The organism is Allorhodopirellula solitaria (assembly GCF_007859855.1).
Lineage (GTDB): Bacteria > Planctomycetota > Planctomycetia > Pirellulales > Pirellulaceae > Rhodopirellula > Rhodopirellula solitaria.
In genome coordinates, this window is sequence record NZ_SJPK01000004.1 from 339,325 (window position 1) to 353,753 (window position 14,429).

A 14,429-nucleotide genomic window follows, 5' to 3' on the forward strand; every position below is an offset into this window, starting at 1 on the left:
CGGTCGCTATTTCACGTGCACATAGACCCGCAAACGTTTGCTCGAGTACGTATCCGCGTTCCCAGTGAAGGTCCAATCGCGAGTTTCCCCGTCGCTGTTGCCGATGCCGAGATCAGCTTCCGAGCCCGCGTTCCACTTGTTGATCGCGAACAAAGTTTGCTTGGCACCGAAATGGTGAACCTGCATGCTTCCGTATCCGTTGACAGGGTCGCTTGGTGAGTCACCGAAGTCATAGATGCTGTTGTTTGCACCGGGGACCTTGCCTTCGTTGTTGGCACCGTAGTTGTTGGGCCAGAATTCGAGGTTGCCTTTCGCCACACCGGTGCCCGTTTTGATGCCCTCGACGTTCGTGTAGATATCGAGCGATTCAACCCGCTGTTGAAAATGGGCTCCGGACGCTTGCGTGGGAATGCCGATCTTTTGAACGTCATCGGTGAAGGCGTCCATCGAAACGAAGATCACCTGTTTCTCTTCATCACCACGGGCCAGTTCCACGAGATAGCCAATCCGGTCAAACGCTTCGATCTTTTCACTGTTGTCGACATCGTACTGGATTTCGCGGCCGAGTCGGGTGAGATCGAGGTCGTAGACGAGTTGATATCCGTCACTGATAGGCAGTGTGTCCACGAAATCGGGCATCTCGCCGCCGCGGAAGGCGCCCACGGGCAGCCCGGTGCCACCCATCAGATTCGGTTCGGCGGTTTTGTGCCATGCGAACCGGAAGGCCACCGGGTTCTTGACCTTGTCGGAGCTCAGGAGGATCGTGTCGCCGTCGATCTTTGCGGTCGCAGGCTGAAATCCACCTGAACTTGAACCGATGATTTCGAAATCCGTCGGCGATTTGTCGTCACGAGTCTTCAGTCCACCGCCGGTGTGCTGGAACTGAATTTTGAGTTGATCGCCTGCGATCTCGTGGGATTGCATTTCGGGGCTGCGGGCGACGACATCTTCGTGTCCATAGTCATTTTTTAATGCCAAGCGAGCGAGTCGCCGTCCCACCTCTTGCTTGGCAGGCGGATGGATATCGTTGATCGTAGCGAGATCATTGATGACGACCATACCGGTTGCCGGGACTTCTTGTTGCACCCCGGCCTGCGCTTCCCAGAATCGCGGCAGGATCTCAACGTCTTCGTTACCGTATTGATACGGGGCGATCTGAACGTAGTAGAACGGAAAGTCGCCCTGATTCCAAAGTTCTCTCCAGCCGCCGATTAGCGCCTTTTTCTTTTCCAGGTAAAGCATCCCTTCAACATGATTGGATTCGCCTTGGTACCAGATGGCACCGCGGATCGAAAATCCAAGTATCGGGTGGATCATTCCGTTGTAGAGCATCGTCGGGTCTTGATGGCTGCTGAAGGGCAGCAGTTCGGCGGGGTAGCCGGGACTCGGTGAGAGCAGGGCATTGCTCTTCATCGACGCTTTGGCGGTTTCGACCCAGTCGCTTGTCGCTTCGATATGCTCGCCAAGACGCGTTTTGTAGGCGTCGGTTCCCGGTGAGCGAGTGGTGATGGAGTCATAGATATTCTGCAACGCGGGAACTTGCTGGAATCCAACCGGCGGAGTCCAGGGCTCCACGCGAGTCCCGCCCCAGGAGGAATTCACCAAGCCGATGGGAACATCGAGTTCTTGGTGCAGGTGCCGAGCCATGAAATAGCCACAGGCCGTGAAATTCGCGACCGTCTCCGGTGAACAGACCTGCCAATCGGCGGGGACATCATCGACGGGTAGGAAACTTGAGGTTCTCGGGATGGCGATATGCCGGATCAGGGGGTAATCGGCTGCTGCAATCTCTTGCTCTGCATCGCTGGATCGCTGCACAGTCCAGGCCATGTTGGATTGTCCCGAGCAAAGCCATACTTCGCCCACTAACACGTCGCTGACTTCGACTGAGTTCTTGCCTTTGACGAACAGGGACTGCGGTTCTGCATTGGCGTCCATGGCGGGAAGTTTGACCTCCCAACGACCTTTCTCGCCGGCCTGCGTGGTGGCCGTTTGGTCGGCGAAGCGAACCTCCACCGACTCTCCTTGCTCAGCCCATCCCCAAATGCGGATTTCCTGCTTCTGTTGCAGGACCATGTGGTCGCTGAATACGGACGGGAGTCGCACTTCGGCGTGCGTGGCCGCAGCGGAAATAGTTAAACCGATCGCAATCGACAACAGACAGGATGCGAACCGGAAACGGGCAATGGGCATGGCGGTACTCGGTGGGCTAAAGGTGCAGGAGCGAGCGGCATCTCATTGAGAGAGATCCGTCGCTGCGAAATCGCTCCGCTATCATAACCAAAATGGCGGGGCAATTCTCAACCGAACTCACGAATGTCTGTGGCTGTGGCGAATCGACAGCGGTTGCTACCATACGGTGCCGATCCCGCGAACCGGCGCCGAGTGAGAGGACGTTTGAACAGCGGATCCGAAACGAGGACTCACCCTCTCTTCCGAGACGGTGAAAGGTCCCCGCGGAAGGCTCTCCTGCAACGGGCCAGACCGCTCCTCGAGTCGGCTGTTTCCATCCAACGTGACTCCAATTCAGTGCAATCATGACTCATAAAAAAGTTGTCATTTTGGGAGGTGGTTTCGCCGGGATCAACGCCGCAAAAGTGCTCAGTGGTGACCGCAACTGCCAAGTGACGGTGATCGATCGCGGCAATCACCATCTCTTCCAGCCGCTGCTCTACCAAGTCGCGATGGCGGGATTGAATCCGTCGGACATCGCCTCGCCCATCCGCTCGATGCTCCATCGCTACGACAATATGTTCACGTTGTTGGCCGCAGCGAAAGACATCGATGTGGATCGTCGTTTGGTGGTGACCGATTTCGGCGAACGGGAATACGATTACCTAATTGTGGCCTGTGGCGCAAGCCACGATTATTTCGGCAATGACCGGTGGGAGGAGTTCGCTCCGGGGCTGAAAACAATTCCCCAGGCGACGGAAATCCGCCGCCGCGTTCTGATGGCGTTTGAGTCCGCCGAACGCACCTATGATCTCGACGAGCAGACCAAATGCATGACATTTGTCCTGGTCGGTGGCGGTCCGACCGGGGTCGAGCTCGCCGGGGCGATCGCTGAGATGGCGCACAACACGCTCAAGCAAGACTTCAGAACGATCGACGCTACCCACGCCAAAGTGATCCTGGTGCAGGGAGGCGATCGAATTCTCAAACAGTTTCCCGAACCGTTGTCGAAGTACAGCAAAGAGGCTCTCGAATCACTCGGAGTCCAGGTTCGCTTGGGTGACCGGGTGACCGACATCACAGCCGACGGCGTGCAGATCGGCGATGATTTCATTGCCGCGCGAACGGTGATTTGGGCTGCGGGAGTCAAAGCCAATCCGATCGGCAAATCACTCGGCGCCGAAATGGATCGAGCCGGTCAAGTGATCGTCGGCAACGACCTCAGCATTGCTGGACACCCGGAGGTGTTTGTCGTCGGTGACCTGGCCAGTGCCAAGGATCAAGAGGGCAATGCCTTGCCGGGGTTGGCCCCTGTGGCAATCCAGCAGGGCCGTTACGTGGCCAAACTCATCCGCCGGGAATCGGCGGGCAAATCGACCGCACCGAGAGCCCCTTTCCGCTATCGCGACAAAGGGCAGGTGGCGACGATTGGTCGCCGCCGAGCGGTGATGCAGAGCGGACGATTCCGGCTCACAGGCTCGCTGGCCTGGTTAGGTTGGCTGTTCATTCACATTCTTTATTTGAATGGATTTCGCAACCGTTTCTTCGTTTTCCTCTCCTGGGCATGGTCCTATGTGACCTTTGCCCGCGGTGCTCGTTTGATCGTCCCCAAACAGTGGAAGAACCGATCCGAGTAGACGCCTACAGGTTGGGTGTGGTGTAGGGATCGACATCGCCGACCATGTGGAAGTGATTGTGGTCAATGTAGACACACTCAATCGCTTCGCGGTCATGCAGGGTGTGAGGCACGGGATAGCCAACTGTGGTGCGTTCGTCGAAGTAGATCGTGCACTTGTAGTGAGCGTGGTGCAACTGGGCTGGGCCGATCAGCGGATAGAAACGTGGCGGATCGACGTAATCGGCGATCTTCTCTTTGATGATTCTCACATCGTTGCGTTGTTTCTCCCAGATCAGTGGGATGCCGCCCTGCACGGGGCGTGCTTCTTCGAGTGCCACCATGACTTCATCGTCGCTAGGTGGATCCAAGGCAACTGGGGGACCACCCGAGGTGGTCGGGCCCAAGATCGGCACCCGATCATAACGCTCCTTGTTGTGAAACTTCTGTTCCTGCAGAAACTGGTAGTACGGGCTAACCGGAATGGGATACTCCAGAAAACCGAGGCTAATGTTGTTTCCACCGAGACCATAGCAACCGCTGCATGCCAAAGTGAGCAATGCCGCTGACCAGAGACTAAAGCGGGTCAGTGTGGAGTTGATTATGCGGGTCATCCGAGCAACCTTCCGTGGTTTCGTCATGTATAAAAAAGCGTGCGGCTGACAGGAGAGCCCGTTGTGAGGAACAACTCATGTAGTTCGCTTGCGTACTACCTGTATCGTGTCAAACTGTGCCGGTCTTGCGGATAATTCCGGAATTTCGTCTGAATTTCTTCTCCGAAGTCGCTTGATAGCAAGAAAACACCCCCGCCGAACACAGTTCGACGGGGGCGAAGAGTTTGCCACGGAACGCTGGCTGCCCAGCGACGTTGCCAGGTACAGGAGTAGCACCAGGAACAGGAGTAGCCTGACTGCTTAAAAGACTCCCCCTCCTCCCAAACCACCGGCAGCACCAGCAGCACCGCCGGTTGCGCCTCCGGCAGCACCGCCACCTTGGGTATCTGTGCCGGTTTCCCCGTCCACGAAGTTGAACGTGTTGATTTCACCGATCTGGCTGAAGAATGGTGACGGGCTAATTCGCACGTAGCGTCGATCGGCTGAAATGATCGCCAATGCCATCAGCATGGCACCTTCGGGGATCGTCGTGATCTGAGGTTGATACCCCACCGCACCGCGTGGGAAGAAGCCACCCGGCCCCATGCCGAATTCACCCCCGCCGTACGGCCCCGTCCCCAACGGATAGGGCGAATAGGACGAGGAACTGGACGACGAAGCGGCCAGGGCAGGGAAATCCTGCAGGAATTGCTGCATTGCCTCGTTATTACCGCGGCCTGTTGCCGGTCCTGCGAACTGTCCGAGCACGTCCCGTTCAGCCTTGCGACCGAAGTCGGCCAAGTGCGTCAGTTGGGCTTGGGCCAGTTCTTCCTTCCGCTGTCCCGATTTCACCTCGAAGACCACGCGGGCGTTCTTTTCCATCAACGGGATTTGTTGACGGATCACTCGCTGGGTGGGGCGGCCGACATCGGTCAGGATGTCGACAGTCACTTTCCCAGTGGCCACGTTACCCCAAATCCGATTGAGGGTGAGGTGATATTCGCCGCTGAATCCACGCGGGCACAGATAGGTTTCGCAGATTTGGCCGGTGGGATCGTCCTCGGTACCCGGGAAGGCGTCACCCAACAGGGTGCCTCCACCGGCACTGACAGGCGTCTCAAGTGAGCAGACCGTTCCGGCAGGCTCTTCGACAGCCAGGTCCACGTCGGCATCACCGGTCCAGCAGACCCGTACGATCACGTCGTGAGCAGCCGCCCGACGAAGGGCTTCGCTAAACATCGACGCCGCCTCGGTATCGCCCTGCTCGAGGAGCTCCTGATGGGTTGCACGAGCGAGCAGCCGGGCCTCTTCGACGATGGGTTGCATCTGTTCGGCCCAGGCTTGTCCCAGCACCCCTTCGCAGGCCCAGGCCAAGTCGCTGGGGCTGTCGAGGCGTTTGGCCAATCGCAGGCCGGTCACGTAGGGTTCGCGTCGATCCGGATCGATAGCCGACAATTGCCGACACAGCTTCATGGCGACAGCGTCATGGCGGATCGATTCGAGCCGTCCGATCACGTTGAGGATGTCATCGGGCGTCTCGGCGAAATCGACTGCCGACAGCAAAGCACGCTCGACTTCGGCGTCGGGGGCGTCAATCGCCACCAAGGCAATCGCATAGGCCTGGTACATCCAGGGTTGGATCTGACCGGCCGAGATAGCACCGGCGATGACGGCCCGGATCTCATCAAACTTCTTGCGAGCACCGGCGTCGTCCCCGTCTGCCTCGAGCGAGGCGGCCTTGAGGTTGAGTTCACCCACGGTGGCTTTGACACGGCGATCGAGCACTGTCAATTGCTCCACGGAGCTGACGTTCAGGCCCGCGAAGTATTGACGCCACAAGTCGTCGACAGATTGACCGTCTTGGGCGGTCAAGCGAATCGGCTTGTAATCGTTGGGGTCGCGAGAGATCGGCTTGGATTCCTCGCCTTCATCAATGGCCAGTTTCGTCGTCTGCGACGTTCCAGGAACGGTTGCGTTGGCTGCCTGGTTGGCTTTGTTCTGGAGGGTGTGCTCGTCCGGGATGACGAACATGCCGCCGCCCATACCGCCGCCCATGCCTCCTCCCATGCCGCCGCCCATGCCGCCCATGCCGCCGCCCATGCCGCCACCCATGCCGCCGCCCATGCCGCCACCCATGCCGCCACCCATGCCGCCACCCATGCCGCCGCCCATGCCACCGCCCATGTTGATAATGGGAACGACAAGGTCACCAACGGGATAGACCTTCGTCACGAGATTCGTATCGGCATCGTCAAGCGTGGTGATATTGAGCACTTCATCTTGAATCATGTACGTCAATTCGAGATCGCGAAGCATCAGACGCAGGAACGAACGCAAGGATACGTTGTCGAGCGAAATGTTCACCGGCGTGTCCTCGGTCAGTCCAATTCCTTCCAAGGCGGCCCGGTTGATCAAGATCGGGATATCGTGGGATTCCGCCAACACGCGGACAGCTTCGTTGAGCGGCGTGTCGGGGAATCGCTGTGAGGTTTCGTCGTCGAGCGAAGACTCGATGCGACGCTCCGTTTCACTATCACCCACCAATTCAATCGCCCCATAACGCTCGATGCGGCGACGGCTCAGACGCTGCCACACATCGGCGTCGGGGTACACAATCGGTGGATCGTCGACAAATGGAATCGCTGACTTCAAGACAAGCGACATCGCATCGATGAAGTTCCGTTCCCGTAGCTCGCGATAGCGTCGATCCCGAGCGTAGGTCTGCAGAGCCAGCGTCTGGTCGGTCACATGGCGTCCCAACACACTGTCAAACGTGATCGTATCGCCGGCGAGACGAGCGATTTCAAGCGACACACCACCATCGGCCTCGGTGTAACGACCTTCATCGATCAACGCGTTCATTTGAGCGGTGAGCGTCTTCAGACGTGCTTCGCGGCGGAAGGTTTCATCGAGCAATCGAGCCTGCGATGTCGCCGCAGCCGAGCGGGCCTCCAAATTGACTTGCTGCTCGAGGAATTGAGCTTCTCGAGCCGAAGCGATCTGAATCGCCGATCGAACTTCACCAACCAATTCGCGGCGGAGTTGAGGATCGATGTCGGGCGTCGATTGAACGCGGGCGAGCAAGCTCTTGAGCCGCCCGGCAACACCGACGGGATCTTGTCGAATCAGCCGGGTTGCCTCGCGGAGCTGGGCACGGACCTCGGCTCGCAAACGGCCTTCTTCTCGCGAACGCAGGTTCTCGACCTGGTCGAGCAGTGCCCCACCCTGATCGAGGAGCTCATCGTCGCCCGCCGGAAGGCCCATCATGCCGCCACCGAAATTGCCGCCACCGAAATTGCCACCACCGAAATTGCCCGCAGCGGCATTGCCGGCCTGCGGCCTCGCCGCGGGCCCCACGTTACCCCGTGGAGGAGCCGCAACGGGGCCATCTCCGGCGCCGAAGGGATCGTCCGCAGGAGCCGCGGGCTGAGCTTCAGCAGCCGGAGCCGCTGGCTCGGCTGCACCGAAGGGATCATCTGCGGGAGCACCATCGCCAGCGGGTTGCTCGCTGGGAGCCGGTTGTTCGCTGGGGGCAGGATCACTGAACGGATCGTCGCTGGCCATGCCAGGGGCGCTATCGGCCGCTGGTGAATCAGCCGCTGCGGGAGCCGCTGCATCGTCGGCGAAGGGATCGCCCGCGTCGGCGGGACCTTCGGCAGCGTCGCTGAATGGATCGCCACCGCCGTCGCCGAAGGGATTCTCAGCATCACCTCCGAATAGATCGTCCATCGCTCCCTCATCGCCCGGATTTTGGACGATGAGCGTTTGTTGAGAAGGGTCCGACAGTTTCAACAGAGCCTTGGCTTCTGGGTTGTTTGGATCGTCCCGCAACGCTTTCTCTGCGATCGCCCGGGCACCCCGGAGATTGCCTTGCTGCAACGCCATGCTGGCGGCGTCGCTCAGCGACGCGGCGCGATCGGTCAACATCGAAGCGGTCTGACGCAACATCGGCGATCCCGCTGTGGGGAGCATTAGCCCGTCCTCAGCAGCGTGGTCGGCGATCAAGCCTGGCAGGAACGCCATGTCCGGGTTACTCGATTCCACCTCGCCGTCGACTCGCAGCGTGATCGGATGCGCCCCGGTTTGACCGGAGAGCGTGATCGATAGTTCTTTGGAGGATGCGGCGAGGCTGCCGAGCAAGATCGAATCGCGATCGATGCGGAGCGGCGGGAAACGATCGCCGTGCACCCAGCTGACCAGGTCGTCGTTTGCCGACTCGTCTTCCACCGCGACGCTCTCTACCCAGATCGGTGCCATGTGGGCCGATTCGGCCACGCCACGGGCGATCACAGCAGGGGCGCCCTGTTCGGAATCGCTGCCAACGACACCGATGACACCACCGGTCTGGTTAGCGAGAATTCCAACATTGGCGAGATTTTTCGACGGTCCAATCACGATCGAATGAACGCTGACGTGAGCCCCTCGCAGCGTATCGACCAAACGTTCAAAACGCGATGCGTTCTGTGTGGAATCCAGCGACGTGCCGTCGCCGATGTAGATGATTGAGCGAGCCCGATCATCGCTCTCAGGTGAGAACGACGAAGCGGCGCGGTCGAGCAACGCGGCCAGATTCGTGTTGCCCAGTGGCAGCCGGCGATCGAGTTGCTTAACGGCTGCAATGATCTCGGGGGCCAAGGCCGGAGTGAAGTCGTCGGTCAACGCAACCGCCTCCACATCGCCAGCGAACAGCCGCACGCGGGTGTTGTCGCTCTCGAGCCGACGCAACAGCATTTTTACCGCTGTCATCGAATCGGTGCGAAACTCACCCACCTGGCTCGCCGACGTGTCGACGATCACGACCACGTCAGCAGGCACGTCCGAAACGGCTGCCAAAATCGAATCGTCGGCACTGGGTTGGACCGAAACGGCGATCGATGTGGTGTCCGAATCCGCTGAAAAGCTAGCAATCCGCGCCGATGTCTCCGCTTGCAGTTGGGATGCTCCCGATTCGGGACTCGCTGCATACGTCATCGCAGGGGCCGCTGAGAATCCAGTCAGCACCGTGCCCGTGAACAGGACTCCCGTGAACAGTGAACCGGTCAACAGGGCGACCTTAGGCACGCAGCGGATCACGCTACGAGGTGACAGGGGCGACTGAGTCGCCAACCGAATGGGTAGGGGAGGAGAAAAGGCTGATAGCATCTTCATCAGTGGCTCGAGATGGAGAAGAGGACAGAGGTGTAAGACTCGCTACTCTCAGTTTATTTCTTAAAAACGGAGATTCCACGAAAAAACGCTAGTTATCGCCGGGTGAGCACAGAAAAGGTCGGGTTGTGAGGTGTATGATTTTGCAACACCTGTTGCGAAATGCCGCAGCGACCCGCTGCATTCACTCCCGGGGAGCGTTCCAGTGCGTTAGTAACGCGATTTCGGTGCCAAAGCCTCGAATTCGGCGGCGGAGCAGAAGAAGATGAGCAGCAGGTTGCTTCTGCTGGCCGGACCCCGCGGGCGAGCAAATCAGACGCTGGGCGGATCGGCATCCGGGTTCGCCTTACGCCACCGCGCCATCGCGGGGCCGACGGTGCTCATGGGGACCCATCGCTTGCGGGTCTTGTGGCTCTGGACGAGTGTCTCGGGTTGGATCTTCCCCCGGTCGATCCGCTCTAGCAGATCCTGGTCGGTTAGCGGTCCCACACGTTTCGCTTTGTGAAACCACCCGCTGCTCATGTAATACCAATCCGCACTCATCAAACCTAACTCCGGTATCTCCAGCAGATCATCCAGATAATAACGCAAGCTTTACGATTATCGGGGGTTGACAGCCACCCATCGTATACCAGTGGCAGGCAAGATGAAAGGTTTTCAAGGAACGCTGCCCAGATAGCATTGTCGATCGACGGTTCCGCCGGTCCTGAGCCTCAGCGGATGGGCGCTTCGTAGGAGACACCGCCAGTATCGTTTAGGGTGTTCCCGTCCGAGAGTTTCTCGGGGAGCCTGCCGCCTCGCCCGCCCATTTTGCCGTCAAGCAAACCAACCAGGAACTAAGGACGAATCGCTTGTGTGGTTTCACCTCATCTCGTCGACGACCGTCCGTTCCCTTTCTTAGCACGCCGACGGATCGTCCACACCAGAACCACTCCAGTAATCAAGGCGACCGAAGACGGCTCGGGGACCGAACTAACACGGCTCGCTGAGGCAAAGAAATAAACGCTTTCGCCGTTGACTTCGGCGTCTCGATCACGGGTCCCAGCAAACCCTGTGGCGTAAGTCAACGAAAAGGTTGTCGCTTCGGGCACCAGCGATAAAGACCAGTGCCTGGCATTCGCTCGGGAGATACTACTGTAGTCTCTTGTCGCAGCTGGATTTGCGGCGTTGTAGCGATTCGGACCAAGGTCTCGGTTTGCGTTGAGCGTGGCCTCTGATCCGAATATTTGATTATTGGCGTAGTTTGTGAAGTAGTTGACATTGATATCACTGACCGTTCCCAATGTGCCGAAAGGGACGTCGGGCGATGAGACGGTGTACCTCGGGTTGGCAAGCAGCGGAGCCACATCGCTGTTGTCAGCGGGTGGTCCCTGCCGCACACCGAATCCGTCGAATTGCCATCCGGGAGCCAGACTATCGATGCTGAGGTCGTAGGTAACCTGGTTCAGGAGGCGATTCCCCGATCCAAGTTCCTTGACATGCACGCCGGCGCCCGAAGTGGTGAGCATATTGGTGTTTGAAAATCTGAGCGCATCGCGTCGTACGATGGTGGCTGTCCCCACCTGCTCTCCGGCTACCGTCAAATTCGCGGTGATCCCATTTTGCGTGGAACCGTCTGTATCGGTTCGCACCCACGTCACGAGCGCTGCCTGTGCGAGCGAGCAGGTGGCCCCAAGGCCAACGGCCAAGAAAAGACGAAGCACGTTCTCTACTCCACTTGAAGGTCGAAGGAACATCAACTGGCGATCGAGATCCGCCCGGACCAGCTACTGATAGGGAAATCAAACCCCCGTTAACATGGACATGATGTCGGCTACGGCCCCATCATAGCAAGCGAGTGGGGGGGAGAGGCGAGCTTTCTCTCAACTTTTCCTGTTGAGATGGCAAGTGCGTCCGATCCCGGCCCGTATGATCGCAGCGAAAACGCATTTCACATCCAGACGCGGCCGGTGGGGGAGGCCGGTGGGGGACATCCAACTCTCTCAGAGGAAGAGCGTAAGTGGCTCGCGAACACGCGACGTTCCGGACTCGCCCCAAGGCCTCTGATTCAGCGTGAAACACCCCTGCATGTTACAATCTTTGAAGGTGTCCCCCAGCATCGTTCTCTCTTGCCTCCCACTGCCACTTGTCTTTTCCGGCCTCCCCTATGCTCGTACACCACGGCGCCTACGACGGCGTCACCGGCTCCTGCCATCAATTGTTCTGGAACGGCAAAAAATCGAGTTTGCTGGTCGATTGTGGCATCTTTCAAGGCAGTGATGCCAAGAAGCACCCCAATCCTGAGATCGAGTTTTCATTGCGGGGCATTGAATGTCTCTTGCTCACCCACGTGCACATCGACCATGCCGGTCGGCTGCCGTACCTCTTGGCGGCTGATTTTGACAAACCCATTTTCTGCAGTCCCCCGACGGCGAAACTGTTGCCGATGGTAATGGAGGATTCGCTCAAGATTGGCTTCACGCGGTCGAAGCGACTGATCAAAAAGTTCAATCAGAAAATCGGGCGACTCCTCCGCCCGCTGCCCTTTCACCAATGGCATGACCTGCCCGGCGGCGCCCAGGTGCGACTGTTGCCAGCCGGTCACGTACTCGGTTCGACCATTTTCGAAGTCGAGCTTCCCGATGGCCAACGGGTCGTGTTCAGCGGTGATGTGGGGGCGGGTACCAATCCGTTGCTGAACCCTCCCGAGAGTCCCGAGAAAGCCGACCTGTTGGTGCTCGAAAGCACCTACGGGGATCGTTTGCATCCCGAAAAAACGGATCGTCAGGCCGAACTCGAAAAGATCATTCGGCGAACGCTCGCCGACGGAGGAGTGACGATCATCCCAGCCTTCTCGTTGGGGCGGACGCAAGCACTGCTGTATGAGCTCAACGGGATCTTTGAACGCGTGCAGAAAACCGAAAACCAAACGCTGATGCGAGGCGTCGATGTCATCGTCGACTCACCGCTGGCCTCGCGTTTCACCGCCCTCTACAAGGAAATGAAAGGTTACTGGGGCGAGGAGGCGCAAGTCGTGCTCGAAACTGACGATCAACCGCTCGTCTTTGAGAATCTGACTACCGTGGGCAGCCATAGCGAGCACATGAAGACGCTTGATATGGTTGAAGAACACGAACTGCCCGCTGTCGTGATCGCTGGCAGTGGCATGTGCACGGGCGGTCGCGTGATGAACTATCTCAAACGCTTCATCGGCGACCACCGCACCGATATCGTCTTCGCAGGCTATCAAGCGGGCGGGACGCCGGGTAACTATATCTCGCGCGGCAGCGACTGGGTGAGGCTGGACGGCCGCAAGTTTGACATCGCCGCCAAGGTGCATCGGCTGACGGGTTATTCCGCCCACGGAGACCAAGCCGATCTGATTCGGTTCGTCGAAGACATGAAGACCCCACCGGGCGAAATTCGATTGGTCCACGGTGACTACGGCCCCAAGCGAACTCTGACTGCGGAACTGACCCAACGCGGCTACACCGTCATCTAAAAGCCGATCCGAAAAGGAGGCTGCCCGTTTGGATGCATGACGCCACCGGCAAGGGATGTGTCAGCCTCCGGCCTGAAATCGCGGAACAATAGCGACAGCGACGAAATTGGTGCTGACACAGACTTTTTTCGGCTCATCCGACGGAAGCGTGCGCCCGAGGTTTTCAAGGCATGGCTCCCGTATCGAAGGATTTATTTGTGGGATGTGATTATCAATGTTAGACTGGCACTGCCGGGAGAAACGGAGCCGAGCTCTGCAGAGGTGCTGGCTTGGCAAGGGATATCTCGGTCGCCAGCGTTTCCCTGCAAAAGCGGTACGCCAATGGTGTTGTCGGTCCCTGGCGAGCGTTTGTTCGTCAGGGACGCATTTTGGAACGATCATTGGATACGAGAGCCATGCCTCAAAAAACCTTCCGCTGTGCTCTGCGCATGCTTCCGTCGGATGAACCCTTTTTTAGCAGCCCATCCTTACCCGCATCGTCGTGGACGAGGCGACGAGCCCTTTAGGCTTGTCCTGCCAACTGCAGACCGTCGAGTAGTTCGGCGGCGGCGGCCGAGCGGTTGAGGACGTAATAGTGTATGCCGGGGACACCGTGCTCGATCAAGTCGATTGTTTGCTGGCGCGCGTGGTCGACGCCGACCCGAAATTGATGCTCGGGCGAATCATCCGTCGTCATCGCGTCGGCGAGCGAGATCGGGATCGCGGCTTTGCACATTCCCGCAATCCGTTGAGCTTGCTTGAAATTTGTCACGGGCAAGATCCCCGGTACGATCGGGACGGTAATCCCAGCGCGGACACAGTCGTCACGAAATCGATAGAAATCGGCGTTGTCGTAAAACAGTTGCGTGATCACGATGTCCGCACCCGCGTCGACTTTGCGTTTTAGATTGTCGAGGTCCGTTTGAGCATCGCTCGCTTCCTGGTGCACTTCGGGGTATCCCGCGACCGCGATACCCAGATCCTGGAACTGCTCGCGAATCAAACCCACCAATTCATTGGCATATCGCAAACCACCCTCGGTGACGGAGAACTCCGTCGTGCCCTTGGGCGGGTCTCCACGCAGCGCCACAATGTAATCCACGCCAATTTCAGTGGCGCGTCTGAGGTAATCAGAGAGTTGTTCGGTGTTCAACCCCACGCAGGTTAGGTGTGATGCGACGGGCAGCTTGGTGATCTGTTTGACTCGTTGCAACACCTCGAGGGTCGTCCCCTGACTCGATCCCCCAGCACCGTAGGTGCATGTGAAAAAGCGTGGCTGGAACTGCAGTAAACGCTCGACGTTCTCACACAACGATTCGATACCCGCATCGGTTTTCGGTGGGAACAATTCAAACGAAATGGCGCAGCCATCGGAGTTGTATTGGTCGGCCAGGGTCATGGATAGTTCGAATGGTTGTTGGGGAGGGGATCGCTTCATCGTCGC

The 14,429-nt window shown here is 58.5% G+C and carries 8 protein-coding genes; 2 read left to right on the top strand and 6 right to left on the bottom strand.

All coding sequences use genetic code 11. From position 1 onward, the window contains the following. Positions 1-6: 6 nt before the first annotated feature. A complete protein-coding gene (locus tag CA85_RS10020) occupies positions 7-2,193 on the bottom strand; it encodes a sialate O-acetylesterase (protein WP_146391192.1) in 2,187 nt (728 codons plus the stop codon). A 344-nt stretch (positions 2,194-2,537) separates the two neighbouring features. Here CA85_RS10020 and CA85_RS10025 point away from each other — a divergent pair, with 344 nt between their 5' ends. Then, positions 2,538-3,809 (top strand): NAD(P)/FAD-dependent oxidoreductase, encoded by a 1,272-nt coding sequence (locus CA85_RS10025; protein WP_146391193.1) that lies wholly within the window; start codon positions 2,538-2,540, stop codon positions 3,807-3,809. A 4-nt stretch (positions 3,810-3,813) separates the two neighbouring features. Here the strand turns inward: CA85_RS10025 and CA85_RS10030 are convergent, their stop codons facing one another. From CA85_RS10030 to CA85_RS10045, 4 genes are all read right to left on the bottom strand, one after another. Continuing rightward, complete coding sequence (locus CA85_RS10030; RefSeq protein ID WP_186774850.1) at positions 3,814-4,401, bottom strand: hypothetical protein; 588 nt, start codon at positions 4,399-4,401, stop codon at positions 3,814-3,816. Positions 4,402-4,701: 300 nt separating this feature from the next. Then, a complete protein-coding gene (locus tag CA85_RS10035; RefSeq protein ID WP_246112662.1) occupies positions 4,702-9,528 on the bottom strand; it encodes a VWA domain-containing protein in 4,827 nt (1,608 codons plus the stop codon). 309 nt (positions 9,529-9,837) lie between these two features. Then, positions 9,838-10,116 (bottom strand): GYF domain-containing protein, encoded by a 279-nt coding sequence (locus CA85_RS10040; RefSeq protein ID WP_246112663.1) that lies wholly within the window; start codon positions 10,114-10,116, stop codon positions 9,838-9,840. Positions 10,117-10,391: 275 nt separating this feature from the next. Continuing rightward, a complete protein-coding gene (locus CA85_RS10045) occupies positions 10,392-11,033 on the bottom strand; it encodes a PEP-CTERM sorting domain-containing protein (protein ID WP_186774851.1) in 642 nt (213 codons plus the stop codon). 638 nt (positions 11,034-11,671) lie between these two features. Here CA85_RS10045 and CA85_RS10050 point away from each other — a divergent pair. Continuing rightward, positions 11,672-13,006, top strand: coding sequence for an MBL fold metallo-hydrolase (locus CA85_RS10050; protein ID WP_146391196.1), 1,335 nt, complete (start codon positions 11,672-11,674; stop codon positions 13,004-13,006). Positions 13,007-13,508: 502 nt separating this feature from the next. Here CA85_RS10050 and metF read toward each other — a convergent pair. After that, positions 13,509-14,384: a methylenetetrahydrofolate reductase [NAD(P)H] gene (gene metF, locus CA85_RS10055; RefSeq protein WP_146391451.1), complete on the bottom strand. Its 876-nt coding sequence runs from the start codon at positions 14,382-14,384 to the stop codon at positions 13,509-13,511. Positions 14,385-14,429 lie beyond the last annotated feature (45 nt).

Excerpts from the sequence above, each read along its gene's own strand:
- CA85_RS10020 (WP_146391192.1), bottom strand. The coding sequence starts at position 2,193 with ATGCCCATTGCCCGTTTCCGGTTCGCATCCTGTCTGTTGTCGATTGCG.
- CA85_RS10025 (WP_146391193.1), top strand. The coding sequence starts at position 2,538 with ATGACTCATAAAAAAGTTGTCATTTTGGGAGGTGGTTTCGCCGGGATC.
- CA85_RS10030 (WP_186774850.1), bottom strand. The coding sequence starts at position 4,401 with ATGACCCGCATAATCAACTCCACACTGACCCGCTTTAGTCTCTGGTCA.
- CA85_RS10035 (WP_246112662.1), bottom strand. The coding sequence starts at position 9,528 with ATGAAGATGCTATCAGCCTTTTCTCCTCCCCTACCCATTCGGTTGGCG.
- CA85_RS10045 (WP_186774851.1), bottom strand. The coding sequence starts at position 11,033 with ATGCTCACCACTTCGGGCGCCGGCGTGCATGTCAAGGAACTTGGATCG.
- CA85_RS10050 (WP_146391196.1), top strand. The coding sequence starts at position 11,672 with ATGCTCGTACACCACGGCGCCTACGACGGCGTCACCGGCTCCTGCCAT.
- metF (WP_146391451.1), bottom strand. The coding sequence starts at position 14,384 with ATGACCCTGGCCGACCAATACAACTCCGATGGCTGCGCCATTTCGTTT.